General features: G+C 68.3%; 26 protein-coding genes. 14 read left to right on the top strand and 12 right to left on the bottom strand.

What is annotated here, in order from left to right:
- Positions 1 to 83 precede the first annotated feature (83 nt).
- Positions 84 to 1,025: a class I SAM-dependent methyltransferase gene (locus OXG83_14075; GenBank protein MCY3966158.1), complete on the top strand. Its 942-nt coding sequence runs from the start codon at positions 84 to 86 to the stop codon at positions 1,023 to 1,025.
- Between the two features lie 76 nt (positions 1,026 to 1,101).
- Here the strand turns inward: OXG83_14075 and OXG83_14080 are convergent, their stop codons facing one another.
- The 7 genes from OXG83_14080 to OXG83_14110 form a co-directional block, all read right to left on the bottom strand.
- Positions 1,102 to 2,655 (bottom strand): hypothetical protein, encoded by a 1,554-nt coding sequence (locus tag OXG83_14080; protein MCY3966159.1) that lies wholly within the window; start codon positions 2,653 to 2,655, stop codon positions 1,102 to 1,104.
- Entirely contained in the window at positions 2,652 to 4,100 is a 1,449-nt protein-coding gene (locus OXG83_14085) for an oligosaccharide flippase family protein (protein ID MCY3966160.1), read from the bottom strand. The genes OXG83_14080 and OXG83_14085 overlap by 4 nt, the downstream gene beginning before the upstream one ends.
- Before the next feature lie 31 nt (positions 4,101 to 4,131).
- Positions 4,132 to 4,533 carry a type II toxin-antitoxin system HicB family antitoxin gene (locus OXG83_14090; protein ID MCY3966161.1) on the bottom strand — a complete coding sequence of 134 codons (402 nt, stop codon included), beginning with the start codon at positions 4,531 to 4,533 and terminating at the stop codon, positions 4,132 to 4,134.
- A gap of 14 nt (positions 4,534 to 4,547) precedes the next feature.
- Positions 4,548 to 4,709, bottom strand: a complete 162-nt coding sequence (locus OXG83_14095; GenBank protein MCY3966162.1) for a type II toxin-antitoxin system HicA family toxin — start codon at positions 4,707 to 4,709, stop codon at positions 4,548 to 4,550.
- Between the two features lie 112 nt (positions 4,710 to 4,821).
- Complete coding sequence (locus OXG83_14100) at positions 4,822 to 5,727, bottom strand: glycosyltransferase (protein MCY3966163.1); 906 nt, start codon at positions 5,725 to 5,727, stop codon at positions 4,822 to 4,824.
- A complete protein-coding gene (locus OXG83_14105) occupies positions 5,724 to 7,172 on the bottom strand; it encodes a sulfatase (protein ID MCY3966164.1) in 1,449 nt (482 codons plus the stop codon). Before OXG83_14105 ends, OXG83_14100 begins: the two co-directional genes overlap by 4 nt.
- A 22-nt stretch (positions 7,173 to 7,194) precedes the next feature.
- Positions 7,195 to 9,132, bottom strand: coding sequence for an FAD-dependent oxidoreductase (locus tag OXG83_14110; protein ID MCY3966165.1), 1,938 nt, complete (start codon positions 9,130 to 9,132; stop codon positions 7,195 to 7,197).
- A gap of 74 nt (positions 9,133 to 9,206) precedes the next feature.
- Between OXG83_14110 and OXG83_14115 the strand changes: the two genes are divergently transcribed.
- From OXG83_14115 to OXG83_14150, 8 genes are all read left to right on the top strand, one after another.
- A complete protein-coding gene (locus tag OXG83_14115) occupies positions 9,207 to 10,619 on the top strand; it encodes an NAD(P)/FAD-dependent oxidoreductase (protein ID MCY3966166.1) in 1,413 nt (470 codons plus the stop codon).
- 26 nt (positions 10,620 to 10,645) lie between these two features.
- A complete protein-coding gene (locus tag OXG83_14120) occupies positions 10,646 to 13,132 on the top strand; it encodes an FAD-dependent oxidoreductase (GenBank protein ID MCY3966167.1) in 2,487 nt (828 codons plus the stop codon).
- 65 nt (positions 13,133 to 13,197) lie between these two features.
- Positions 13,198 to 14,409 (top strand): HAD-IIIA family hydrolase, encoded by a 1,212-nt coding sequence (locus OXG83_14125; protein ID MCY3966168.1) that lies wholly within the window; start codon positions 13,198 to 13,200, stop codon positions 14,407 to 14,409.
- Positions 14,406 to 15,497 (top strand): SDR family oxidoreductase, encoded by a 1,092-nt coding sequence (locus tag OXG83_14130; GenBank protein MCY3966169.1) that lies wholly within the window; start codon positions 14,406 to 14,408, stop codon positions 15,495 to 15,497. Before OXG83_14125 ends, OXG83_14130 begins: the two co-directional genes overlap by 4 nt.
- Positions 15,494 to 15,943 carry a dTDP-4-dehydrorhamnose 3,5-epimerase family protein gene (locus OXG83_14135; GenBank protein ID MCY3966170.1) on the top strand — a complete coding sequence of 150 codons (450 nt, stop codon included), beginning with the start codon at positions 15,494 to 15,496 and terminating at the stop codon, positions 15,941 to 15,943. The genes OXG83_14130 and OXG83_14135 overlap by 4 nt, the downstream gene beginning before the upstream one ends.
- 22 nt (positions 15,944 to 15,965) lie before the next feature.
- Positions 15,966 to 16,973: a GHMP kinase gene (locus OXG83_14140; protein ID MCY3966171.1), complete on the top strand. Its 1,008-nt coding sequence runs from the start codon at positions 15,966 to 15,968 to the stop codon at positions 16,971 to 16,973.
- A gap of 69 nt (positions 16,974 to 17,042) precedes the next feature.
- Positions 17,043 to 18,269: a class I SAM-dependent methyltransferase gene (locus OXG83_14145; GenBank protein MCY3966172.1), complete on the top strand. Its 1,227-nt coding sequence runs from the start codon at positions 17,043 to 17,045 to the stop codon at positions 18,267 to 18,269.
- Between the two features lie 59 nt (positions 18,270 to 18,328).
- Positions 18,329 to 19,054, top strand: a complete 726-nt coding sequence (locus OXG83_14150; GenBank protein MCY3966173.1) for a hypothetical protein — start codon at positions 18,329 to 18,331, stop codon at positions 19,052 to 19,054.
- A 176-nt stretch (positions 19,055 to 19,230) separates the two neighbouring features.
- On the opposite strand, the gene OXG83_14155 is transcribed toward OXG83_14150, so the two are convergent.
- On the bottom strand, positions 19,231 to 20,673 hold the full coding sequence (locus OXG83_14155) for a PQQ-binding-like beta-propeller repeat protein (protein ID MCY3966174.1): 1,443 nt from the start codon (positions 20,671 to 20,673) through the stop codon (positions 19,231 to 19,233).
- 42 nt (positions 20,674 to 20,715) lie between these two features.
- Here OXG83_14155 and OXG83_14160 point away from each other — a divergent pair, with 42 nt between their 5' ends.
- From OXG83_14160 to OXG83_14180, 5 genes are all read left to right on the top strand, one after another.
- On the top strand, positions 20,716 to 21,675 hold the full coding sequence (locus tag OXG83_14160) for a glycosyltransferase family 2 protein (protein MCY3966175.1): 960 nt from the start codon (positions 20,716 to 20,718) through the stop codon (positions 21,673 to 21,675).
- A gap of 15 nt (positions 21,676 to 21,690) precedes the next feature.
- Positions 21,691 to 21,978 carry a ribbon-helix-helix protein, CopG family gene (locus OXG83_14165; GenBank protein ID MCY3966176.1) on the top strand — a complete coding sequence of 96 codons (288 nt, stop codon included), beginning with the start codon at positions 21,691 to 21,693 and terminating at the stop codon, positions 21,976 to 21,978.
- Positions 21,975 to 22,349 carry a type II toxin-antitoxin system VapC family toxin gene (locus tag OXG83_14170; GenBank protein MCY3966177.1) on the top strand — a complete coding sequence of 125 codons (375 nt, stop codon included), beginning with the start codon at positions 21,975 to 21,977 and terminating at the stop codon, positions 22,347 to 22,349. The genes OXG83_14165 and OXG83_14170 overlap by 4 nt, the downstream gene beginning before the upstream one ends.
- A complete protein-coding gene (locus tag OXG83_14175; GenBank protein MCY3966178.1) occupies positions 22,339 to 22,905 on the top strand; it encodes a serine O-acetyltransferase in 567 nt (188 codons plus the stop codon). Before OXG83_14170 ends, OXG83_14175 begins: the two co-directional genes overlap by 11 nt.
- 98 nt (positions 22,906 to 23,003) lie before the next feature.
- Positions 23,004 to 23,264 (top strand): DUF4160 domain-containing protein, encoded by a 261-nt coding sequence (locus OXG83_14180; protein MCY3966179.1) that lies wholly within the window; start codon positions 23,004 to 23,006, stop codon positions 23,262 to 23,264.
- 46 nt (positions 23,265 to 23,310) lie between these two features.
- On the opposite strand, the gene OXG83_14185 is transcribed toward OXG83_14180, so the two are convergent.
- Genes OXG83_14185 through OXG83_14200 form a run of 4 tightly spaced genes read right to left on the bottom strand, consistent with a single transcriptional unit; the run spans position 23,311 to position 25,696 of the window.
- A complete protein-coding gene (locus OXG83_14185; GenBank protein ID MCY3966180.1) occupies positions 23,311 to 24,027 on the bottom strand; it encodes a hypothetical protein in 717 nt (238 codons plus the stop codon).
- Positions 24,020 to 25,009: an MBL fold metallo-hydrolase gene (locus OXG83_14190; GenBank protein MCY3966181.1), complete on the bottom strand. Its 990-nt coding sequence runs from the start codon at positions 25,007 to 25,009 to the stop codon at positions 24,020 to 24,022. Before OXG83_14190 ends, OXG83_14185 begins: the two co-directional genes overlap by 8 nt.
- A 34-nt stretch (positions 25,010 to 25,043) precedes the next feature.
- A complete protein-coding gene (locus OXG83_14195) occupies positions 25,044 to 25,424 on the bottom strand; it encodes a type II toxin-antitoxin system VapC family toxin (protein MCY3966182.1) in 381 nt (126 codons plus the stop codon).
- Positions 25,421 to 25,696, bottom strand: a complete 276-nt coding sequence (locus OXG83_14200; GenBank protein MCY3966183.1) for a type II toxin-antitoxin system prevent-host-death family antitoxin — start codon at positions 25,694 to 25,696, stop codon at positions 25,421 to 25,423. Before OXG83_14200 ends, OXG83_14195 begins: the two co-directional genes overlap by 4 nt.
- Positions 25,697 to 25,806 lie beyond the last annotated feature (110 nt).

Genomic DNA, 25,806 nt, shown 5'->3' on the forward strand with positions numbered 1-25,806 from the left:
GAAAGCGGCCGCATGCCGGCCATACCGGTGACGCTTCTGGACGGCGGCTGGCGAGTCTGCGAACGGGCTATCGTCTGCATTCGATGGTCAAGGCGCTGAGAACGATCTACCGCCGCTTCCACGCGGGCCTGTTCGCCGCGTTGCGCAGACTGGGCTGGAACGTGGCGAGAACGGCCGACTTCTACTCGCCGTTGCCGGTGCTCTCGGAGGTTGCGGAGTCCCGGGAGTCGTGGGACCGGCCGAGCGAGTTGGTCGGAGTCGACTACGACCTGCACGCGATGAAAGCGCTGCTGTCGGCGTTGATCGACGTGCATGGCGGCGAGTTCGACGCGTTGCCGCCGCACGGTGAGATCAGGACACTGGGGTACGGCCCCGGTTTCCCGGTGATCGACGCGCTGACGACCTACCTCATGGTGCGAGACCTGCGGCCGGCGAAGTACGTCGAGATCGGTTCCGGCCTGTCGACCTACTACGCGTGGCTGGCCGCGGCGGCGAACGGGCGTGACGGCCGTGTCTGCGAGATGACCTGCGTCGATCCGTTCCCGACCGGGCGGCTGAACGAGCTGGAGGAGCCGGTCGTGAACGCCGTCGTCTCAAAGGTCGAGGCCACGGACCTCGGGCTCTTCGAGGCTCTGGATGCCGGCGACGTGCTGTTCATCGACTCGACTCATGTGCTGAAGCTCGGCGGTGACGTGGCGTTCCTCTTCCTCGAGGTGCTGCCGCGGCTGCGGCCCGGCGTCGTGGTCCATGTCCACGACATCCACTTCCCTTACAACACGCCTTACCCGGCCGAGCAGTACGTCTTCCGGGCCAAGTGGCCGCTCTACCGCACGGAGGCGATGGTTCTGCAGGCGTTTCTGAGCTTCAACCGGGAGTTCGAGGTGGTGCTCTCCGCGCCGATGATTCGTCACTTCGACGAGCCCTTTCTGGAACAGACGATTCCCGGCTACCGCCCGGTCGACTACGAGGACTACGACACTCACTTCGGCTCGATCTGGTTGCGCCGGCGGTTGCCGGCCGGCTAGCTCGGCAGAGACTGGGTACGCCGGCGTTCCCGCCGGCATCCGGCGCGAAGCGCCCGGTTCCGGACCCTCTGCCGCGCTAGCTGGTCGGCAGCGGCTCGACGACGAGGCCGGCCAGCGCCGGGCGTAGCCGCTCCAGCCGATCGTTGTCGACGTAGACGATGAGCCGGTACGGCGCGCAGGGCGGCTGCTGGTTGACGAACCAGGCGGAGTAGTCGCGGGCGAAGCGGCCGTCGGTGCCACGGTCGATCTTCTCCGGGGTCACCACCGAGCCCTCGTGGAGCACGAGGACCGCGGGGCGGACCTGATGGAGGTGGTCGTAGTCCGTCTTGCCCCAGTTTAGGTGGTACTCGCCGTGGCGTGCGTGGTGGGCGGAGGTCAGGCCGAGGGGATCGTGGATTGTCGTTTCGTCGAGGATCCAGCCGAAGAGCCCGACCGCTTCGGCGGCGGCGATGTCGTTGGGCGCGAGGTGGGGCTTCAGGCGGGTCGCCATGAACTGGTAGCAGCTCGTGATCGGATGGAACGCAAAGTGCGGGCCGGGCGTGGTCTGCCAGGGACTGCGGCTGAGCATGAAGACGGCGCTCATGGACAGCACGGCGAGCACCCAGGCTGAGCGCCGTCTGGCGGGGCCCGGCCTGTCCCAGTCGTCGAACGCACTCGAGAGGCAGAGGGCCAGCGGAGCCGCCAGCACCGGTGCGAACACGGTCAGCAGCCGGTAGTGGGGCATCCAGTCGCCGCCGTTCACGAACACGGCAGGCAACTCGGACACGACGACCAGCAAGCAGAACCACAGCGCCCGGTTCGCAGGCCTCAGGACCAGTGCGATTGCGGCGCCGATGATCAGGGGCGCGTGCGCGATCTCGAAGCGGACGGTGTAGGACAGGCCCGACACCAGATTCGCCAGCAGCGTCTCGGTTCCGGCCGAGACGGCGGACTTGGCGGCCACCGAGTTGGGCAGGAGGGCGCCGTAGTAGCTGAGCCGCCAGATCGTGACGGCCCCGACGACCGCGAGAGCCGCAACCGAGAGGGTGACTGCCCGGGTACACGCTTCCGTTCTGCCGGTGGATCCAGCCGTGCCCAGCAACTGATAGCCGGCAACGATCGGCAGGAGGACCAGGCTCTCCGGCCGGGTCATGAAGAGCAGCCCCAGAAGGACGCCGACCAGCCGCGTGTCCGCTTCCTCGATGGTCTTGCGCGCGACGAGGACAACCAGGAAGGCGAACAGGCCGCCCTCCAGACCGTTGCCGGCAACCAGCCAGAAACGGCCATGGACCGCCACCAGGGCTACCGCAGCCAGACAGGCTGCCGGTGAGGCGCCGAGGCCGCGACCCAGCAGGTATGCCTCGCGCAATGCCAGCAGGGCGAACGACACGCCGAGAACGAAGGCCGCCGGCTCGACCGGCAGACGCAGCGTTTCGACGAACGCCAGCAGCAGGGTCCACGACAGGCTGGTCACCCCCTCCACGCGCTCGCCGAGGTTGAACACCAGGCCGTTGCCGTCGGCAAGGTGGTGGGCGTAGCGGAAGGTGATGAAGGCGTCGTCGATCGTGCGGATCGGGAGGAACAGGAGGGTTAGCAGCGGCAGGGCTGCCGCCGAGGCGCCGAGGAGTCGGAGCGTCCGGCGATCCGTCACGAGGTCGTCCCGATGTCCGCGTCGCCCGCTGTCTCGGCGCCGGTCGTGGCGGTGCGGAAGAACCGCCGGTAATCGGGGAGGAAGCGAAGCGTCAGGAGGCCGCCGGCGAGTGCCGCCGCCGCGATGCTGGCGATCAGCCGGGCCCAACTGCCTGTCGGCAGCAAGACCGCGACGGCAATGAAGAACGGCAGGGGCAGCAGGTAGACCTGGGCAAGACTGGCGACCAGCCGGCGTCGTCGGCCCGCGAAGATGCCGAGCACCTTGAGGAACATCAACAAACTGCCGATGCGCAGGAAGTTCGCCCAGGCCATGCCAATGGGGCCCCAGAGGTAGGTGAAGAGGAAGCCGAAGCCGATGAGAGCCAGCATGTTCAGCACTACCGTGGTCACCCACAGGCGGTCCCGGTTCTGCACCTTCAGCGCTTCGCCGCCCGTTGTCGTGAAGACATCGACCAGGGGTACCAGACAGAGAACGCGAAGTAGCGGCACCGTGTCGTCCCACCCGGGCCCGAGAACCACCTGGACTGCCTTCTCGGCGTTGAAGAACAGGAAGTAGGCCGAGACGACGATTCCGGCGAGGAAGACCAGCGTGCCGAGCCGCAGGGTCTCCGCGAACTCTGCAGCCTTCTCGCGGAACTCGACCAGGGCTGGCAACAGCGGCCTTGGGGTCACGGTCAGGGCGACCAGGAAGGCGAAGTAGTAGGCCTGACCGTAGTAGCCGACGAAGGTGGTGGTCGAGAAGATCTCGATGATGTAGATGTCGATGCGGTTGAAGACCTGGGCCGCGGCCCAGACGACGAACAGGTAGCGGCTGGCGCGGAGCAGGCCTCGGAGTCGCTGCCAGTCGACGTCTAGCTTGACCCGGCCTCGCGCTCGCCACAGCAGCAGAACGGCGAAGAGTGCCGATGCCAGCAACTCGCCGGCCACGAAAGACCAGACTCCGGCGCCGAGGTGGGCCAGGCCGACCGCGATCAGGCCGTACACGAGGCTGCGCAGGATTTCGAAGCCGGCGATTTCGCGGATTCGGAGCCGCCGTTCGAAGAAGGTCCGGTAGACCATGATCGCGGCATCGATGACGATCCACACGGCCAGACCGCGCAGGACATTCGGCAGGTCCGGATTGAGGTAGGAGAAGACGCCGGCGAATGCGACCAGGGCCAGGGACATGGCGGCGCCTACACTCAGGCTCCAGGCGAGCACTGTGCCGTAGGACTCGCGCGGATCGCGCATGAGGTGGTGGGTCAGGCCGAGGTCGCGGATGGCGGAGGCCATCACCACGAATTGCAGCGCGAGGTCGAAGAGTCCGTGAACGTCCGGGAGAATCAGCCGGGCCAGGATGGCGCGTGCGGCGAACGCGAGCAGCAGGCGCAGCAGCATCGAGCCGTAGGCGCTGACCGACGAGTGCAGCAGCCGCTGCTTCGCCTCGGGCTCGGCGGCGCCCGTCACGACCCGGCGCCGACGTGCGGCGGCGCTTCGGTCACGTCCCCTCGATCTCGTGGCGTGCCGCGCTGGCCAAGAACGCCGACCGGGTCATCCGGCGCTCCCTGGCTTCGTCGTCGATCGCCTCGAGCAGACCGCGGTCGAGGGATATGTTGACCCGCCGCGAAGATCCGCGGTCCAGCAAGAGTGGAATCAGAACGAAGTCCGCCCCCTGACGCCAGTCGGCGAGTTCCGCGTCGGCCTTGATCGCGTCGATCGACCTTGGGGGCGGAATCCGGGCGCCGTCCGCTACGAGACCCTCGACGTGAAAGGCGAGGGCTTCGCAACCGTGCCGCACGGCCTCGTCGACCGTGTCGCCGACGGAGACGCAGCCGGGAAAGTCGGGAAAGCTCACGCCGTAACCGGCGCCGTCCCGGTGGATGAAGGACACGTAGCGCATTTGTTTCCTCCTGCTCAAGCTCTCCAGCCAGCCTGCCTGTAGATGGACGCGGCCGTTCCGCGCGGTAGGTCCTTCTTCGGGTGCGGCACGGTCACTCGTCCGGGCTTGGTGGGGTGGCTGAACTGCCGGTGGCTGCCCTTGGTGGCCACATGCACCCAGCCGTCCTGCTGGAGCATACGGATGAGCCGCCCGCTGTTTCGTTCCACGACCGATGCCAAGTTGTGTATCACTATACACAACGATGCGCTTGATCCCCGGTTCAGGTTGCGGCCGGTCGCTGTCAGGGCGCTAGAACGCGAGCGTACGGTAGCGCAGGCAGCCCCGGAGCCGTCCCAGCCGCCAGCCGGCGAGCCAGATCCACCTGCCCCGGGCCGATCTGGACAGGAGTTGCGGACTCCGCAGCAGCAGCGACCCGAGTCGCAACAGGCCCGGCAACGCTCGGAGCCGCGGCATGCCGCGCGACCCGTACCGCGTGTAGATGTAGACGTTGTACCGCCCGTAGCGCGTCGCCTGGCGGAAGGCGTCCGCGAGGGTGGCCGGGAACCGCACGTGGACGACCGCCCCGGGAGCGAAGACGAGGCGGTGGCCGGCGAGTTGCAGGCGCCAGCACAGATCGGTGTCCTCCAGCGCGACGTAGTCCTCGTCGAAACCGCCGAGCTCTTCGAAGACGTGACGCCGCACGCCCAGTCCGCAACCCCCGGCGTGATCGAGGAAGGGCGGGTTCGTGTAGCTGCACAGGCCGTACTGCTGCGCCGGATCGCCGTGCAGCCGTCGCGCCTGTTCGCCGTTCAGACGCTCGATCTCGTGGCGGCTAGCCGCGGCTTCGTGGCGCTCCAGCTCGGGCACGAGGCCGTCGATCCAGCCCTCGGCCACTTCGTCGTCCGCGTCGCAGAACAGGATCACGTCGCCGGTTGCGGCCGCGGCCGCAACGTTCCTGGCGTACGCCGGCCCCTTGCGCTCGGCGGCGGGCAGGACGCGCAGGCCGGGCAGCCGGTCGCGCCAGGACGCGGCGAGTTCGACCGAACCGTCGGTCGACCCGTTGTCCGCGACCAGCACCTCGATCTCGCCCCGCCAGGTCTGCCGGCGGAGCGCTTCGAGCTGCGCGTCCAGGGTCTCGGCGGCGTTCAGGCAGGGGATGATGACGCTGACGCGCTCGATCGTGAACGGCCGAGGCCCTGCCTCGTCCTCGGTCACTCCAGGTAGCCCATCGCCTCGAGCGCCTTGCGCGCGGCCTCGGTGTGCGGCGTGACGTTCTGCGGCGAATCGCGGATCCATCTGCTCAGGCGTCGACCGAGCCGGTCCATGACATCCGGAAACTCGGAGGCCACGTCCTTGAGTTGCAGCGGGTCGGACGGCAGGTGGTAGAGCTCGATCGTCGGCTTCTCACGGTCCCGGTTCGGCGGACGCAGGACGAGTTGCCACTCGCCGTCCTGGATGCTCCGCAGGTGACGCTGGTAGGCCCCGGCATCGGCGTAGGCGATCGGATCCGAATCGGCGCCGGTCTCGGCTTCGTCGGCCTGGAGCTGTCCCCGCAGCAGAGGTGCCCAGCTGCGGCCCTCGAAGCCCTCGGGCATCGGTTCTCCCAGCAGCTCGACCAGAGTGGGGAAGAGGCCGATCAACTCGACCGGCTGCTCGACGCGTGCGCCCGTGTCGACCCAGGGCTCGCCGACGAGGACCAGCGGCACGTGGACGCTGCTGTTGTAGGGCACGGGACCGTGTTCGAAAGGCACCCCGTGCTCGTTCAGTTCCTCGCCGTGATCGGCGGTCACCACGAACAGGCTCCCGTCCTCCATGCCGAATTCCCCGATCTGGTCCAGGATGGCGCCGATCGCGCGATCCGTGACCCACACATTCGCGTCGTACTGGGCGACGTAGTAGCGGAGTTCCCGGTGGTCGCCGAGCGCGCGTCCCTCCGCACCCGTCAAGTCAACGATTTCGTCGCCGACATAGTGCTCATCGTCCAGAAACGGATTCCGGGTTCCGGGCTGGAGCAGGTAGGGGACGTGCGGGTCGGTGTAGTGCAGCCAGACGAACAGCCGCTCCTCGGATACCAGTGAGGCCAGCAGGGGCCGGGCGAGTTCGTTCACGCGGTCGGCCCACACGTGACGCCGGAACGCCATCGGTCGCTGCTCGACCGGAAGTTCGTCGACGGCGTCCAGGGTCGCCTGATCTACCCAGGTCTGCTCGTAGCGGTCGAAGCCGCGGCCCCAGCCGAGTTCCCGGCTCAGCACCGGGTTGGAGATCACGGCCGCCGTCGTGAAGCCGCGTTCCTGGAACCAGGCCGGCAACGCGACGTAGTCGTCGGGGATCGTCTGCGCGGCCGTGTTGATCAGTCCGGTCGTGTGCGGGTAGAGGCTAGTGAACATCGACGCGAAGGATGGTCCGGTCTTCGGCCACTGGACGATCGCCCGCTCGAAGACGACTCCCCGCTCGACCCATTCGTCGAGCCGCGGACTCGTGTCCCGGGGATAGCCATGCCAGCCCAGGTGATCGGCGCGCAGCGTATCGACCGTGATCAGGAAGACGCGTCGCGGTGCCTCGGCCGCCGGCTCGAGCGCCGGCTCAGGACCGGTGCCGCAGGCCAGGGCGAGCGCTGCAAGTGGTAGGAGGGCCAGCGCTTGCTGGCGGCAACATCGCATGGCAATACTCGCGGGCCGTCCGTCAGTCCGCCGCGAGCACCTCCTTCACGGCCCGGTGAGCCTCGCGGATCGCCGCGTCCGTGTGGGGGCTCGCGGCGGCGTCGGCACCCGCGATGGCGACCCGGCCGAAGGGTTGCCTCGCCGTTACGACGGGCCGGTCGTCGCCCGCTTCGAAGGCCCACTCCGGCGGATCGAAGAGCGGGTTGTAGGTGTAGGTGTAGCCGTGCGGCCAGCGGTTCACCGTGATCGCCGCGATGTCGCGCTGGTCGTCGAAACCGCTTGGGCCGAGCATCCGGTTGAGCTGGTCCCGGATGTTGGCTTCCACCGTCTCGAACGTGGTGCGGAGAAGGTCCAGCCGGCCGGCTCGATGCTGCTCGCGCCGGGACAGGCCCGGCTCGCATGGATAGCGGTACATTGCGATCACAAGCGGTTCGTCCGGCGAGGTCGACGTCCGGTAGTCCCCGAGCGAAAGCTGCTCGGAGAGCCCCACCGAGGTGTGGTAGCCGCCTGGGGCCTCGATGTAGGAGACGCCGGCCTCGATGAAGGCGCGCCAGTTCCGCAGCAGCACGCTCGTGTACTGGAGCGGCGCCTTGACCGGCCAGGACAGGGCGTCCCGTTGGGCATCCGGCAGTTCGGGCACCAGATGGGGAACGATGTTGTGCCAGCAGGCGAGAATGACCCGTCCGGCCGTGACGGTGTGCCCCCGGTCGTTCCGGACGTAGGTGACCCGGGCCGGGCCACCCTGCCCGGGCTCGACCCGAATCACGGTGGAGGACAGCCGGATCCGGGTGCGGTTTCCCGCCCGATCCAGCATCCCGTAGTCGAGCGGCGCCATGACCACGTCCTCCATGGTCGATCCCGGGACGCTGCCCGGAATGAGCCCGCGCACGAGGAGCCGGGCGATCGTGGCGTTTCCGTCCGGGAAGTAGACGTCGGGATCTCCCTCGTACGCCCGGGCCTGGTTCTCCCGGCCATGCTGGCCGCCCGGCTCGTCCGCCAGCAGATCCGGGGGCGTCTCCGGAATCTCCATGCCCGAGAAGCCGGGCAGGCCCTCCTCCCAGGCGTAGCGCGCCGGGTAGGCGTCGATTCCGGTGCAGTAGATGCTCTTGGGCCGGTAGTCGAAGAACCGGACCACCCCCGGATCGCACTTCGCGTGTTCGAGGAGGAAGTCCCTGTAGCTGATGGTGGCAAGGTACGCCTTCTTTTCGGCCGGCGAGAGGTCCGGTAGGTAGTCCGGCTGCTCCTCGCCGTGGAGCCGGATCAGATCGGCCCGGACCGCCTCCGACAGTGGCGTGTCGGCGAGAAACTCGGTGAAGGGGCGACTCCCGACACCGGCAACCAGCACGTCCGTGCCGAAGGTCTCGCGGTCGAAGAACATGCCCTGCTCAAGCCCCAGGTTCTCGTAAGTGTCCGCTACCGAGGCGACGGACTCGTAGTAGCGCCCGCGGTCGATCCCGATCTCCTCGAGGAGGCCCCCCGCGACGTCCCCGTACTGGGAGGGCGCCTCGACGTACAGGGTGCCGCCGCTCATCAGGTAGGTCCGCCCGTCGAGCCGGAACTCGTTGCGCTTGGCATGGCCGCCGAAGTCGTCGTGGTTGTCGAGCAGCAGCACGCGGGCGTCCGGGCCCGCCTGCTTCGAGAAGTAGTGCGCGGCCGCCAGTCCCGAGATGCCGGCTCCCACGACCACCAGGTCATACGCTTCGCCGGTTTCGGTGGCCGTCCACTCCCGGCCCTCCTGGACCAGTTCGTGCGCGACTTCGAACGAGCCGGGATGGGAGCCGCGCATTCCCGTGCGCAGCGGCGGATAGGCCGCCGCGCCCTCGCGTTCGATCTCCCGCTGGAACGCGGGTACGTCCCGGCAGGCCAGGGCGGCGCCGGTCAGGGCGACGGGAATCCCCGAGAGAAAGTCGCGGCGGCTGATGCCGTCTCCGGACAGCCGCGCCTTCCGGGTTGGTGTCATTGCCTGGAGTCGAGTGTACATTCGGTTCCGCTAGAGTCTTCCGCGCGACCATGACTCCAACCGTGGCGCCGAACTTGGCAAGCGCAACCGCCAGTCGCCGGCAGTTCGTCGTCGGGGTGTCATCACTGTTCGCGGGGAAGGCAGTCCTGGCAAGCGGCGCCGCGGCTTCCACGGGCCGCCGGTCTGCCGTTCGCGGACACGACGTCGATGTCGTGGTGGTCGGCGGCGGCTTCGCCGGGGTCGCCGCCGCGCGCGATTCGATCAAGAACGGATACTCGACGGTGCTTCTCGAAGCGCGCGACCGGCTCGGCGGCCGCACCTGGACCGCCGACTTTGACGGCGACCAGGTCGAACTCGGGGGCACCTGGATTCACCACACCCAGCCGTTCGTCTGGGCCGAGAAGGAACGCTACGGACTGGAGATCGAGGAGACCCCCGGCGCGGTGGCGGATACCGGCTACCTGATCGCGGACGGCGAGCGCATCCGGCTGACGGAGGCCCGGTACGCCGAGACCTACGAGGCCTGGCGGCTGTACCACGCGGAGGCGCGATGGATCGTTCCGCGGGCGTGGGACATCCTCCACAACCGCGACGCCGCGCTCGCCGCGGACCGGATCAGCGCGACGGACCACATCGAGCGGCTCGAGCTCTCGTCCCTCCAGCGGAGCTATCTGCGAGCCGTCATCGCGATCATGGCGAACGGGCAGCCGGAGACGATGTCCTACCTGGAACTGATGCGCTGGCACCTCGCCGGCGGCGGTTTCCTGCCGACGGTGGAAGACTCCGTCGCGCGCTTCAAACTGAAGCGCGGCACCCGGAGCCTGCTCCAGGCGATGGTTGACGACGCGGGACTCGAGGCAAGACTCGAGACGCCCGTCGAGTCCATCCGCGACCGCGGCGACGGGGCCGTGGTGGTAACCGGCGCAGGCGAAGAGATCCAGTGCCGAGCCGTCATCTGCTGCCTGCCGATGAACACGATCGCTGACGTCGCCTTCGACCCCCCGCTCGCCCCCGGGGTGGTCGAGGCGGGCCGGCAGCGCCACGCCGGGGCCGGCTTCAAGCTCCTGCTCAAGGCCGAAGGCGATGTCGGCAATGTCGCCACCTACGCGATCGGCGAGCCGATCGACTTCGTGATGACCTACAAGCAGGCCGCGAACTACACGCTGCTGGTGGCGTTCGGCAAGGACCCCGACGACCTCGACGTGAACGACGGCGACGCGGTGCAGCGGGCGCTGCGGGCTCACGTCCCGCGCGCGGAGCTGATCGGCAGCATGAGCCACGACTGGAACGGCGACCCGTACTCGCGGGGCACCTGGGCCGTGTACCGGCCGGGCTGGGTGAGCCGCCACTACGACGAGTTCCAGCGAGATCGTGGCCGCATCCTGTTCGGCTCCGGCGACCACGGGGAAGGGTGGCGCGGCTTCATCGACGGCGCCATCGGCGGCGGCATCAGGGCGGCGCAGCGGGCGAAGAACCTCCTCGGCTGAGCATCCGGAACGAACCTCGAACGAAGATGCGCCCGGAGTCCGGACGAAACCGAGAACCGCGGCGCCAGGGCGCGGCGGAGTTGCCGCGCCGCGCGAGCGTCATCGTGATCGGCGGTGGCGTGATCGGTTGCTCGGTCGCCTACCACCTCGCGCGCTCGGGGTGCTCCGATGTGCTGCTGCTCGAGCGTCGCCAGATCACTTCCGGCACGACCTGGCATGCCGCCGGCCTGCTCGGCCAGTTGCGGCAGTCGGTCACGATGACGAACCTTGCGCGCTACACGAGTGAGCTCTACGCCCGCCTCGAGCAGGAGACGGGACAGTCGACGGGCTATCGCCGCTGCAGCTCCTTCTCGGTCACCGCCGACCCGGAGCGGTTCGAGGAACTCAGGCGCGCGGCTTCGCTGGCGAAGGTGCTCGGGCTGCCGGTCGACGTGGTGACGGCGAAGACGATCGGCGAACGCGTGCCGCTGCTCGAGACGTCCGACCTGCTCGGCGGCCTGCACATCCCCGGCGACGGCTATGCGAACCCGACGGACGTCACCCTGGCGCTGGCCGCGGGCGCCCGCGCCGCCGGCGCCCGGATCGTCGAGCAGGTGCCGGTGACCGCCGTTCGCACCGCTGGGGGGCGTGCCGTGGGCGTGGCCACGGAGCAGGGGGACGTCGATGCCGACTGCGTCGTGCTCTGCGCGGGCATGTGGACCCGGGAGCTGGCCGCCTCCATCGGCGTCAACGTCCCGCTGCATGCCTGTGAGCACTACTACGTCCGGTTCGACGGCGTCGAGGGACTCGACGCGGACCTGCCTGTCGTGCGGGACTACGACGCCATCTCGTACTTCCGGTACGACGCGGGCAAGCTGATCGTCGGCGTCTTCGAGCCGAACGCGCGGCCCTGGGGCATGGACGGCATTCCCGAGGACTTCTGCTTCGACGAGATCACCGCCAACCGCGAGCACTTCGAGCCGTTGCTGCGCGGCGCCAGGGAGCGCATGCCGGCCCTCCAGTCGGCCGACGTCGTGCAGCTCTTCTGCGGCCCGGAGAGCTTCACGCCGGACGTCCGCTACCACGTCGGCCCGGCGCCCGGGTGCGAGAACTGCTTCGTCGCGGCCGGCCTGAACTCGATCGGAATCCAGTCCGCGGGCGGGATCGGCAAGGTCGTCTGCGAGTGGATTCTCGACGGGCATCCCCCGGCCGATCTCTGGGAAGTCGACGTGCGCCGCAACATGCCCTTCCAGGGCAACCGCAAGTACTTGCGCGAGCGGGTTTCCGAGAGCCTGGGCCTCCTCTACGCCATGCACTACCCGTATCGGCAGTTCGAGACGGCGAGGGGCGTGCGCCGGTCACCCCTGTACGACCGCCTGGAGGCCGCCGGCGCCTGCCACGGGGAACTCGCGGGCTGGGAGCGGCCGAACTGGTACGCGCCGAAGGGCGTGCCGGCCCGCTACGAGTACAGCTACGGACGCCAGAACTGGTTCGAGTACTCGGCCGCCGAACATCGGGCCGTGCGGGAGAACGTGGGACTGTTCGACCAGTCGTCGTTCGCGAAGTTCCGGCTGGAGGGCCGGGATGCGACCAGGGTGCTCAACCGGGTCTGCGCCAACGAAGTCGACGTGCGTCCCGGCCGCATCGTCTACACCCAGTGGCTCAACGAGCGCGGCGGAATCGAGGCGGATCTCACGGTGACGCGTCTGGCGGAAGACAGTTTCCTGATCGTCACCGCCGTCACCTCCGAGGTGCGGGACTTTCACTGGCTCAAGGGCCACATTCCGATCGACGCGCACTGCGTGGTGACGAACGTGACCTCGGCGATGGGCGTGATCTCCCTGATGGGCCCGGCTTCCCGCGCGCTCCTCCAGTCCCTGACCCCGGCGAACCTGGCCAACGAAGCGTTCCCGTTCGCGACCAGCCGCGAGATCGAACTGGGCTACGGCCTGGTGCGGGCATCGCGCATCACCTACGTCGGTGAACTCGGCTGGGAGCTCTACGTTCCCACGGAGTTTGTGGCCGGCGTCTACGACGAGATCGTGGCTGCCCGCGAGGCGTTCGGTCTGGTGCATGCCGGCTACCACGCCCTGGACTCGCTGCGCATCGAGAAGGCCTACCGCCACTGGGGACACGACATCACGGATCAGGACTCGCCGCTCGAAGCAGGCTTGGGATTCGCCGTCAAGTTCGACAAGCCCGGCGGCTTCATCGGGCGCGAGGCGCTGCTCAGGCAGAAGGAGAGCGGCGTCGCGAAGCGGCTGATCCAGTTCAGGCTCCGGGATCCGGAGCCGTTGCTTTACCACTACGAACCGATCTGGCTGGGGGACGAGATCGCGGGCTACGTCACTTCGGGGAGCTATGGCCACAGTCTGGGAGGCGCAGTTGGCCTCGGCTACGTCCCCACCTCGCTGCTACCGGACTTCCCGGAACTGCCCACTCCCTTCGAGATTGAGGTCGCGGGCGTCCGCGTCCCTGCCGAGGCCTCCATCCGACCCATGTACGACCCTGGCGGCAAGCGCGTTCGCAACTGAAACGGAGTAGGCTCGCCTGCGCGCGACTTCAGCTTGCGCTTCGAGCGCCGACGATCGAGCCAACGATGCACTCCCGACCTACCCAGGCCGTGATCCTGGCCGGCGGCCGGGGCACCCGCCTGGCGCCCCTGACGGACACGCTGCCCAAGGCGCTGATCCCGTTTCACGGCAAGCCCTTCCTTGGCCATGTGATCGACATGCTGCGCGAGCAGGGCTTCGAGCGCGTCCTGCTGCTGCTCGGCTATCGGGCGGAGGCGATGATCGACCACTTCGGCGACGGCTCGGCCTACGGTGTCGAGATCAGCCACCGGGTGACGGCCCCGGACGACCTGACGGCGCACCGGGTCAAGGACGCGGCGGGCGAACTGGACGACCTGTTCCTGCTCCTCTACTGCGACAACTACTGGCCGATGCAGTTCGACCGGATGTGGCGCGCCTACGTCGACTCCGGGGCGGCGGCCCAGATCACCGTCTACGCGAACCGGGACGGCTACACCCGCGACAGCGTGATCGTGGGCGACGATGGCTTCGTCACCGTCTTCGACCGCGGCCGGACGACGCCGGGTCTCAGCGGCGTCGAGATCAGCTACGCGATCCTCCGGAAGGCATCGGTGCTGCCCCTCCTGCCGGATCACCAGGAGCTGTTCGAGGAGGCGGCGTATCCGGCACTGACCGCGCGGGGGCAGCTCCACGCCTACTGGAGCGAGCACCGCTACTACAGCGTCGGCGGCCACGAACGGTTGCCGCTGACCGAGGCGTTCTTCGCACGGACGCCGACGATCATCCTCGATCGCGACGGCGTCCTCAACGTACGCCCGCCACGGGCTGAGTACGTCTGCACGCCGGAGGACCTGCGCTGGTTGCCGGGCGCCCGCGAGGCGCTCGCCGCCTTCAACCGGTTCGGCTGGCGGGTGCTTGTCGTGTCGAACCAGCCGGGAGTCGCCCGTGGGCGGATGACGCTGGACGACCTGGCGGCGGTGCATCGACGTCTGTGCGGCGAGGCCGAGGCCGCGGGCGGCCGGATCGACCGCATCTACTTCTGTCCCCATGGCTGGGACGAGGGCTGCGATTGCCGCAAGCCGGCGCCGGGAATGCTCTTCCAGGCACAGCGCGATCATCATCTCGACCTGACTCGCACGACGTTTCTGGGCGACGACGAGCGCGACGGGCAGGCGGCGGACGCGGCGGGCTGCCCGTTCGGTCTGGTTACCGAGAGCGAACCGCTGCTCGCGCACGCCGAGCGGCTGCTGGCCCTGCGAACGGCGGCGGCGGGATGAGCACGGCCTTCGTTCGTCGTCCGGTCCTGGTCACGGGGCATCGCGGTTATCTCGGCTCGGTCATGGCGCCGTATCTGATCGAGCGCGGCTACGACGTCGTCGGGCTCGACACGGGCTACTTCGACGACTGCGCGATTACGTCGGACCCGGTGCAGATCCCGTCGATCCGCAAGGACATCCGGGACCTCGAACCGGCCGATCTGCGGGCGTTCTACGCGGTGATCCATCTCGCCGCGCTCTCGAACGACCCGATCGGCAACCTGGACGAGACCTGGACCGAGGAGATCAACCACGGCTCTTCCGTGCGCCTCGCCGAGCTGGCCCGCGAGGCCGAGGTGCGTCGCTTCCTGTTCTCGTCGTCCTGCATCATGTACGGCCAGTCCAGCACGGAAACGGTGGACGAGACCTCGCCGCTCGACCCGCGGACCCTGTACGCACGTTCCAAGGTCCGGAGCGAGGAGGCGATCCGGGAGCTGGCAGGTGACGGTTTCTCGCCGACCTTCCTGCGCAACGGCACCGTGTACGGCCTGTCGCCGCGAATGCGCTTCGACACGGTGCTCAACGACCTGACCGGAGCGGCCTTCGCCAACCGGCGGGTCGTCGTCTACGGCGACGGCAAGCCGTGGCGGCCGGTGGTCCACGTCGAGGACGTGGCGGCCGCGTTCAGCCGCGTGCTCGAAGCGCCGCTCTCACTGGTTCACAACGAGGCCTTCAACACCGGCGCCGACCACCTGAACCACCGCGTGATCGAACTCGCGGAGATCGCTGCCGATCTCGTGCCCGGCTGCGAGATCGAGGTTCGAGGCGAGCCGGGCGCCGACCAGCGCACCTACCGCGCTTCGTTCGGGAAGTTCGCCCGCGCCTTCCCGGACTTCGAGTTCCGGGACGCGGCCGGCGGCGCGAAGCGGTTGATCGAGGACTATCGCCGCGTCGGCCTCGATGCGGCGCACTACGGCGACCCGCGCTTCGTGCGGCTGCGCTGGCTCAACCGGCTGCTCGACTCGGGACGGCTGGACGGATCGCTGCGCTGGGCTGCCGGCGCTGGCGGTGCAAACCTGGAGGCAGCAAACCCGGAGGAGAAGGGATGATCCACGGCGTCAAGGTAGTTCCGCTTCGTCAGATCGTCGACGAGCGGGGCAAGATCATGCACATGCTGAAGGCCACGGACGAGCACTTCCTCGGCTTCGGCGAGATCTACTTCTCGACAGCCTGGCCGGGGACGATCAAGGCCTGGCACATCCACCGGTCGATGACCGTCAACAACGCGGTGATCAGCGGACGGGCCAAGCTCGTCATGTACGACCTGCGCGAGGACTCGCCCACCCACGGCGAGCTCCAGGAGGTCTTCTTCGGCGAGGACAACTACGTCCTGGTCCAGATCCCGCCGGGGATCGCGAACGGCTACAAGGCGTATGGCGACAGGCAGGTGATCATGGCGAACGCAGCCACCGAGCCCCACGATCCCGACGAGATGGACCGGCTCGACCCGTTCACCGACCGGATCCCCTACGACTGGGACCTCCAGCACGGCTGAGGCGGCTGGAACCCTCGCTGACGTGGACGCATCGCGCCTGATCGTGACCCGTACGCCGTTGCGGGTGTCCCTGGTGGGCGGCGGCACCGACCTGCCGGCGTTCTACCGGCGGGAGGGCGGCGCCGTGCTCTCCACGACGATCGACCGCTACGTCTACGTGACGGTCAAGCGGCACAGCGAGCTGTTCTTCGAACCGGTGCGCGTGAACTACTCCCGCAGCGAGCAGGTCGAACGGATCGGCGAACTGGACAACAACATCGCGCGCGAGTGCCTGCGATTCGTGGGCGTCGACCCGCCGGTCTACATCTCGACCGTCGGCGACGTGCCGGCGTCCACGGGCCTCGGCGGCTCGAGCGCCTTCGCCGTCGGCCTGCTGAACGCCTTGCACTCCTACAGGGGCGAGCGCGCCTCGGCGGGCCAGTTGGCGGAGGAGGCCTGCCACATCGAGATCGACGTGCTGGGCGCGCGGATCGGCAAGCAGGACCAGTACGCCGCGGCGTACGGCGGACTCAACCTGCTGTCATTCAAGAGGGACGGCGGGGTGACCGTCGAGCACCTCCGGATCCCCGGCGACCGGCTGCGAGAGCTGTTCCGCTCGGTGCTCATGTTCTGGACCGGACACCAGCGGGACGCGAGCGCGGTGCTCTCGGAGCAGGACGACCGCACGGAGCTGAACCTTGAGTCGCTGCGCAGGATGCGAGACCAGGCGAGCGATCTGCATCGGGATCTCGGCGCCGGCGATGTCGACGTCGAGGGCATCGGCCGGCTTCTCGATGAGGGCTGGCGGATGAAGCGGGAGCTCGCTGGCTCGATCACGACACCGCTGATCGACGGTTGGTACGACGCGGCCGTCGCGGCAGGCGCCCTGGGAGGCAAACTCTGCGGCGCCGGCGGCGGCGGGTTCCTGCTGTTCGTCGTGCCGCCCGATCGGCAGGCCGCGGTCCGCTCCGTGCTGGCCGACCTGTACGAGTTGCCCGTCGGCCACGAGTCGCACGGCTCGCAGCTCGTCGCCCCGTTTCACCATGGCTAGTTGCCTGGTCTGCTTCGACTGGGTGCGCCGGCCCTCTGGCCGGCACTCCGGATCCGTGCGAGGGGCTAGGTGACCGCGAGTTGCCTGGTCTGCTCCGAGCCCGAGGTCGAGAGCTTCCTCGACCTCGGCAGCACCGCGCTCGCGAACAAGTTCCCCAGCGCCGAAGACCTGAGCGGCCCCGAACCGCGCTTCCCGCTGCGCGTCGGCTTCTGCCACGGCTGCGGCCATGTGCAGCTCGTGGAACGCGTACCGCCGGCCGCGATGTTCACGGACTACCTCTACGTATCGTCCGCCTCGGACACGCTGCGAGCCCACTTCGACGACCTGGCGGCCACGCTCACTGCCAGGCATGGCCTCGGCGACGGCGGCCTGGTCATCGACATCGGCTGCAACGACGCTTCACTCCTCTGCTGCTTCCGCGATCGCGGTGCCAGGACCTTGGGCGTCGACCCGGCGGAGAACCTGGCCGAGTTCAGCCGCGACACGGGGATCGAGCGCTACCGGGGCTTCTTCGGCGCGGACACCGCCAGCGAGATCGTCGACCGCTGGGGCCGGGCGGCGCTGGTCACGGCCACCAACACCTTCCCGCACATCCCCGACTTGAGAGGCTTCGTGTCCGGCCTCGACGCGGTCCTCGCTCCCGGCGGCGCCTTCGTCCTCGAGGCGCACTACCTGGTCGACCTGCTCGACCAGCTCGCGTTCGACACCGTGTACCACGAGCACGTCTCCTACTGGGCGCTGGGCCCGATGATGCGGCTCTTCGCGGACCACGGCATGGAGGTCGTGCGGGCGGAGTGCCTGCCGATCCACCACGGCCAGCTCCGGGCCACCGTGATGCGCCGGGGCGAGGGCGAGGTGGACCGAAGCGTGGACGAGGTCCTGGCCACCGAAAGGCAGCTCGGCATCGATCGGTTCGACACCTGGCGTGCGTTCGCCGGGCGGGTCGGTGGCTTGAAGGCGGAGGTCATGGACTGCCTCGACGGCCTCAAGGCGGTGGGCCGCCGCCTCGCCGGCTACGGCGCGCCCGCCAAGGGCAGCACGCTGCTTGAGTTCTTGCGGCTAGGCCCGGAAACGCTCGACTTCATCGCCGACCGCAGCCCGCTCAAGCAGGGCCGCTACACGCCGGGCTCCCACATTCCGATCGTCGCGCCGGAGCGACTCCTGGAAGAACCGTCGCCGGACCATGTGCTGCTGCTGGCCTGGAACTTCGAAGAGGAGATCCTCGCCCAGCAGGCCGAGTTCCGCAGCCGCGGCGGCAGGTTCATCCTGCCGGTGCCCGAAGTCCGGATCGTGTAGCCGCCAGGCCAGCCGCCGTGTTCCGGTTACGACAAGGCTCCGCGCCTGCCACCGTTCTGTTGCTCGGCCTCGCGTGCGCCACGCCGGAACCCGTGCTGCAGGATCCGCCCTTTCGGGGTACGGCCTTCATCGATCCCGACTTGATCGTCGCGTCCGATCCGTCGACCCTGCGGAGTCTCGACTACACGGGGCTGGACACCCGCAGGATGTTCGACCGGCGCGTGGACGCCTTCGTGTTGACCGATGCCTACCTGTTCGACGCCACCTTCGAGGGCGCGATGGTCGTAGAGGTCCAGGTCAACGCGGAGTTCGGCGATGCCGCCACCGCCGAGCGCCACGCGGCCTTCTACGCCCGGGCGATCGGACAGCTACCGGCGGGCCTGCGAACCAGGGTCGAAACCGTGTGGATTCATCGAGGCGACCAGCCCTTCGGCGGCGGGAACGACAACATCCTGATCCACACGGGCAAGGCAGCGGAGTACCTGCGCGACGGTGTGCTGGAAGAGATCCTGATGCACGAGGCAGCGCACACCTCCCTGGACCCGGTCCATGCGGCCGCCGACGCCTGGCTGGCCGCTCGGGCGGCGGACGGCGGGTACATCTCCGACTACGCTCAGGAGCACCCTCAGAGGGAAGACGTGGCCGAGAGCTTCGGGCCGTTCTTCGCGGTTCGGCACCGCCCGGAGCGGATCTCCCGCGACATGGCGGAGACGATCGAGGCGACGATGCCGAATCGCATCGAGTTCTTCGAGCGCCTGGACCTCGACATGTATCCCGTCAGATAAGGAGATGCCGGCCAGGACCCGGGTGGCGCGGACCGCGCCACCCGCGAACCAGTTCGTGCGCCCGTCGGTCGGGCGCACGAGTGGCAGGCCGGCGCACCCAGGTCGGCGCACCGGCGCACCCAGGTCGGCGCACCGGCGCACCCAGGCCGGCGCACCGGCGCACCCAGGCCGGCGCGCTACGGCTGGCGGAAGCTGTACAGCTTCGACCGCGTTCGCATCACCAGCCGGTCGCCGGCCAGCGCCGGAGACGCGAGGGTCATCTCGTCCAGTGGATTCGCGTGGAGCTGCTCGAACTCGTCGCCGGTTCCGAACACAAACGTCGTGCCGGCCTCGTCGGTGGCGAAGATGCGGTCCCGGTAGGCCCAGGGCGAGGTCGTGAAGTGGCCGTTCGAGTCCCTGATCCGCGATCGGTACAGCCGTTCCCCGGTGGCCGCGTCGTAGCGGGCGAAGATGCCGCGATCGTAGACGACCCACAGGGAGCCCTTGTAGGGAATCGGGGTCGGGATGTAGGTGCCGGCGCGGTTGTCGTTCCAGACGACGTACTCGTTGCTCGTCTCGCCCTCACCGAGGGTGAGATCGCCGGCCGCGCCGGGCCGGATTGCCGTGATCGGGCGGTTCTGGTCTCCGTGAACTCCCGATGTCACGTACAGGAGACCCTCGTAGGCGAAGGGCGTCGGTACCGGCAGCAGGGAGTGGCGAGCCAGCCGCCACAGCTCCCGGCCCATCGTGTCGTAGCTGATCGCCGTGTAGGGACCGAGCGCGACGATCTCGGTGCGCTCGTCGTGGCGCCAGACGAAGGGTGTGCTCCAGGAGGTTCGGTGGTTCGGGGCGTGCGGAGCGGCGAGCCGTCCCCGGGCCGCGCGCCAGAACTCGCGCCCGTCCTGCTTGGAGAAGGCGGCGAGGAACGGATGTTCCTGGTTGTCGTTCAGGATGAGGACCAGGTCGTCGGTGAGGGCGGGCGAGCCGCCGGTCCCGAAGTCCATGTAGATCTGGAACGGGTCGAGCCGCCGCTCCCAGCGCAACTCGCCGTCGAGCGAGTAGGCCCAGAGGCCGAGACCGGTGGTGTAGACGAAGATCGTCTCGCCGTCGGAGACCGGTGTCTCGGAGGCGAAGGTGTTCTTCGAGTGGCGGCCCCCGGGCGGCGGTCCGGCGAAGAAGGTGCGCCGCCAGAGTTCGGCGCCGTCCTCAAGCGAGTACGCGATCAACTGGTAGTCGAGGTCGACTTCGTCGGGAAACTCGATGAAGCGTTCGTCGTGGCGCTTGAGGACCTCCTCCCAGGGAAGCCCCTGTTCGCGGAGTTCGCGCATGAACTCGTTGCTGTACTCGGTGCCGAACTCCGGCCGCTTCGTCGCCTCGGTCGGTCTGGCCGCCGTGGTCAGGAAGACGGTGTCGCCGACGACGATCGGCGATGACCAGCCGGAACCGGGCACGTCGACGCTCCACTCGACGTTCTCGGTGGTCGACCAGTGGAGCGGCAGCCGTTCGTTGTCCGAAACGGGAATGCCGTCTGGTCCGCGGAAGCCCGGCCAGAGCGGCGCCGGCTCGGCCGCCGACTGTGCAAGCGCGGGTGGCGCTACACAGGGCAGGATGAGCGCGGCGGCAAGGAGGCAGCGGCGCATGGCGCGGATGTTACTCGCCGCCTCTGCGTTACGCTGACCTGCGTGGCTGGGGAGCGAGTACCGACGGTCGCCGCCCTCGTCCTGAACTACAACGGGCGCGACATCACGCTGCAGGCGTTGGCGAGCCTCGAAGCGATGACCTACCCGGCCTGCGAGTTGATCCACATCGACAACGGTTCCGGCGACAGCTCGTTCGAGGCCGTCGCGGCCGCGCATCCGGGTGTGACCCAGATCCGGGTCGAGGAGAACCAGGGTGTCGTCTACGGCATGAACAAGGGGATCGAACTTGCCGTCGCCCGCGGCGTGGACTATCTCCTGTTGCTCAACAACGACATCGAAGTGGAGCCGGACTTCCTCGACCAACTGGTGGCGGTGGCCGAGGCGGATCCGGGAATCGGCTGCGTGGGTCCGAAGATCCTCTACCACGGGGAGCGCGACCGGCTGTGGTCCACCGGCGGCCGCATTCGCTTTCGCGAGTCGATGACCCGCGAGCGGGGCGAAGGCCAGGTCGATCGCGGCCAATACGACCGAGACGGGGAAGTGCCCTACGTGAACGGCTGCGCCATGCTCGTGCGCCGGAGCGTCGTCGAGGAGATCGGCCTCTGGGATCCGCTGTTCCATCTGGCCCTCGACGATGCGGACTGGTGCATGCGGATGAAGGCGCGCGGTTACCGCTGCTACTACGCCCACCGCGCCGTGCTCTACCACATGGTGGCACGGACGGTCGGCGGCTACCGGGCCTCGCGGACCTTCTTCAACGGCCGCAGCGCCGCCCTGTTCGTGCGCCGCTACGGCGGGCCGGCGCAGTGGTGCTCGTTTCTCCTGTTTCTCTCGGCAGGCCTCTTCCTGGCCTTCTTTCGCGAACTCGTCCGCGGCAACCAGGGCGCCGTCATCGCCAAGCTCCGCGGCGTGATCGAGGGTCTCCGGACGCCGATGGCGCCGCCGCCGGGGATCGACCTGCGCGAGGAGCACGCGCAGGCTGCAGGTTCGGGGCAGTTATGACAGTATTGCCACCTTATGGTGGTGCGCGCGACCTACTCGCTCGACGAAGCTACCGTCCGGCGCCTTCGGCGAACGGCGGAGCGGCTCGGCAAACCCCAGAGCCAGATCGTCCGCGAGGCGATCGCCGACTATGCGGCCCGTTGCGACAGGCTGAGCGAGGTCGAGCGGCTCCGCATGCTGGAAGTGCTCGGCCGACTGCGCAGCGCGCAGGTGACGGGCTCGGCGGAGGCGGTCGAGGCCGAGTTGCGTGAGATCCGCGAATCCCGTCGTGTCGGCTGGGACCGCGACTCCGATCGGCGATGATTCACCTTGACACCTCGGCCCTGGTGGACGCTCTGGTGTCTCCTCACCGTTCGTTTGACCGGCTGATGTCCTTCGTCGAGGACGGCCACCGTTTGGGTATCTCCACACTGGTTCTGTACGAGTGGCTTCGCGGACCGCGAACGGTGGCGGAGCGACTGGCGCAGGAGCAGATCCTGCCGGCCGCTGCCGCCGTGCCGTTCGACGCCGAGGCCGCGGCTCGAGCCGCCGAGATCTACGAAGTCGTCTCGCGGCCCCGCGCTCGCCAGGCGGACATCGCGATCGCGGCGTGCGCCCTGGTTCAGGGCGCCGCGCTCTGGACTCTCAACGAGCGTGACTTCGCCGATGTACCCGAGCTGGAGATTGTCCAGTAGTCCCGTGCTGAAGAACCTGCGCGAGGACACGCGCCGCCTGCGCGCGATCAAGACCAAGCCGTTCCCCTTCTACGTGCTCGAGTCGCTGCTGTTCGAGAACGGCTACCAGGCCGTCGTGCTCTACCGGATCGCCCACTGGTTCAAGAGCCGTCGCATCCCGGTGCTAGGGCCGTTTGTCGCCCGGCTGTCGCTGTTTCTCAACAGCGTCGACATTGCGCCTGGGGCCCGCATCGGGCCTGGTCTGTTCATCAGCCACGGCATCGGCCTGGTGATCGGCAACGGCGCGCGCATCGGGCGCAACGGAACGTTGCTGCATCAGGTGACGATCGGCGCCCCGACCGGCAGGCGGCTGGACCACATGCCGACCCTCGGCGACAACGTCTTCGTCGGCGCCGGTAGTCGCCTGATCGGCAGCATCGAGATCGGCGACGGTGTCTTCATCGGCGTGAACTGCGTCGTGACGGAGGACATCCCGGCCGGCACGAAGGTCACGACGACCGCGGGCCTGACGCTCGAAGCCCCCGGCAGCGCTCAGACCGACGGGGAGAGCGCGTAGGCCGCCGCGCTTCGGGAAGAGGAGGCGCCGCCCGTATCGCGGAGCGCATTGGTACGCTTGGGAATCGCCCTCTAGAACACTAAGGAGCCGCCGCTCTGATGATTGAAGTCAGCCGCTTCTACGGAATCGTCGTCGAGATGGAGTGTGAAGATACGCCTCCGGCCCACTTCCACGTCCGATACGGCGGCGCGATCGTGTTGATCGGCATCGAGAGGCTGACCGTGTTGAAGGGCCGCCTCCCACCGCGTGCCCTCGGCCTGGTGATGGAGTGGGCCGACCTGCACCGGGACGAGTTGCGGCAGGCCTGGAAACGCGGGCAGCGCTCGGAAGACCTGGGGAAGATCGCGCCGCTGGAGTGAAGGAGGGACGGCGTCCGGATCACTACCGGTCACCGCGTGGCTGGGATCAACCTGAGCAGTTCCCGGGCCGGTTGCGAAACACTCCCCCCGGGCCGTCATAGGAGGAAACCGTCCAGGCGGTCATGCGCGCGTGGCCCAGCGACTCGTTCGAGAACGCCTGTACGCCATGCTCCCATCGGCCACGCCGCCGGACGCTTACGCCCCCGCCGTAGCCGGTGTAGGACATCACGGTCCCGTCTTCGCCCATCTCGTGGCGCAGCCCGAGGTTGTGGCCGATCTCGTGCGCGACGGCCCTTGGCAGGTTCACGCGACGCTTGCCGCTGGAGGTGGCGACGATCGAGTATCCGAAGTCTCGTCCGTGGAAGAGGAAGCCCCTACCCGCAACGTGTGGGCTATCTGATGCTGACACCCAGATGAGGACCAGATCAGCACGCCGGCAAAGACGTTCGCGCTCAACGTCCTGGCGAACCTCTTGCAGGGCTGGCGTGCGGCCAGACAGGATCGCGCCCAGGTCGCCACCCACTATCTCCGGGATCGGAGGCAACCGGACCAGCCCGGCGAATCGCAACGCCAGCAAACCGTTGGATTCGTAGATCTTCGATGCGTCGCTGATCAATCGAGCGGCGGAAACGTCTGACTCGAAGCCCTCGGGAGCAACGACCATGACGTCGATGACCGGGATCTCCTGCGCCTCCGTCATGCTTACCCACGGTGCTGTCGGCAGGAGCATGATGGTCGCCAGCCAGACCAGGGCGCTACGCACGGTACAGAATCCGCTCGCCGGCGTCTTCTCGCTGCAGTTCGCCCAGGTCCTCCAGCCAGCGCAGGTGCGCGATTGCTTCGCCGGTGGCGAACCAGCGCTGCATGATCGGGAAGTCGTCCCAGGACTTGGCGCGGATGTCCCAGGTCATGAGCGCTGCCGTGTCGTAGGCGTTGCGGCTTCCGTTCGCCCGGAGAATGTCGACCACTTCCTGGCCGCGGACCTCGTGGTGCTCGCGGAGTTCCCGGCAGCGGCCTTGGAAATCGTGGATGAGACTCCGGTGGCCGGGCAGGCAGAGGTCGACGTCGAACGCCTCGACCCTGGCGACGCTGTCGAGGTAGAGGCCCAACGGATCGTGGTCGTCGGCCCAGGCCTGGATGTTCGGCGTGATGTCGCCCAGGATGTGGTCGCCGGCGATGAACAGGCGCTTCGCGCGGTCGTACAGCGAGATGTGACCGAACGTATGGCCCGGCGTGTCGATGACCTCGAGGCGGTAGCCGGCGATCTCGATCACGTCGCCCTCGACCAGCGGCGCGTACTCGATCATCCGGCCGCTGAAGCGCGCGCCCGGGTGGCGCCGGAAGGACTCGGCCAGCTCGTTGGGCGGGAACCCGCTCCGCCGGAGGTACACGCCCATTGGACTGTTCTCGGACCAGCCGCCGTGGGTCCGGCCCATCGCCGCGGCGTCGATGGCGCCCATCGATGCGGTGCGGCCCGGCTGTAGCAGTTCCGGGATCAGGCCGTGGTGGTCGGCGTGGAGGTGGGTCGCCAGGAAGTCGGTCTTCTCCAGGTCGACTCCGATCTCGTCGAGTCCCGTGGTCAGGACCTCCCGGCACTCGGGCCGGTTCATTCCGGTGTCGATCACGAGGAAGCGGTCGTCCTCGGCGAGGACGTAGCAGTTCACTTCCTTGAGCGGGTTCCGCGGCAGCGGCACGACGATCCGGTAGAGCGAGTCGAGGATCTTCTCGGCGATCTGTTCGGTCATCGGCGCGGAGCGTAGCAAGGCCTTCGAGGCCTCGTCAGACGCGAAAGCCGAGCGCCTCGGCGACGCTCCTCTGTCGTCTGTCCAGCGTGAGGAACGTGACATCTTCGGGCTCTCGGGGAACGAAGAGAGCTGTTGCCAGGTGCCAGAGATCCGCGCCTCGCAAGTACCCGGCATCGAGAACCGTCTCGATTTCTCGCGTCAACGGGCGGTGAGGGTGGATCCACTCCACTTGATTCAGCGTGTCCCGAGGAAAGGGAATCCGCTCCCGGGCGAAGGCGCTCCGTACCTCTGCCTCCAGCAGATTCGCCGAGACTAGGCTCTCGAAACCGGACAGGCGACGTTCCGTTTCGGGTGTGCCGCCTTCCCCGAAGGCCGCTCGGATGATCGCCGACGAATCGACGTAGGCGAGGGTCACCGGTTGCGGTCTGCCAGGAAGCGTTCCAGAGCTCCGGGTACCCGTGCGACCATCCGGATGGGCTGCTTGGGGTTCCTCGCTCGGGTCAGCGTCCCCTCGCGCTCCATCTGCTCCAGGCACTCTTCAATCGTCTGCTTCCGGCGCTCGATCGGCCGGATCTCGGCGGTCGGCTCTCCCCGATACGAGATCGTCACCGTCTTGCCCTCGCGCACCTGCCGGAGGACTTCCGAGAAGCGCGCCTTCGCTTCGTAGGTCGAGTACGTGATCGTCATGGGTCGACTCTATCTGACTAGTCAGACCAGGTGCAGTTCCGGCGGCCTGCCGATACGCCCGCGACCGGCTACGATTCGGCGTTCAGCAAGCCCGGCGCGGCAGAAGGTCC

This window comes from Acidobacteriota bacterium (assembly GCA_026707545.1).
In the GTDB taxonomy this organism is placed as follows: Bacteria; Acidobacteriota; Thermoanaerobaculia; order Multivoradales; family Multivoraceae; genus Multivorans.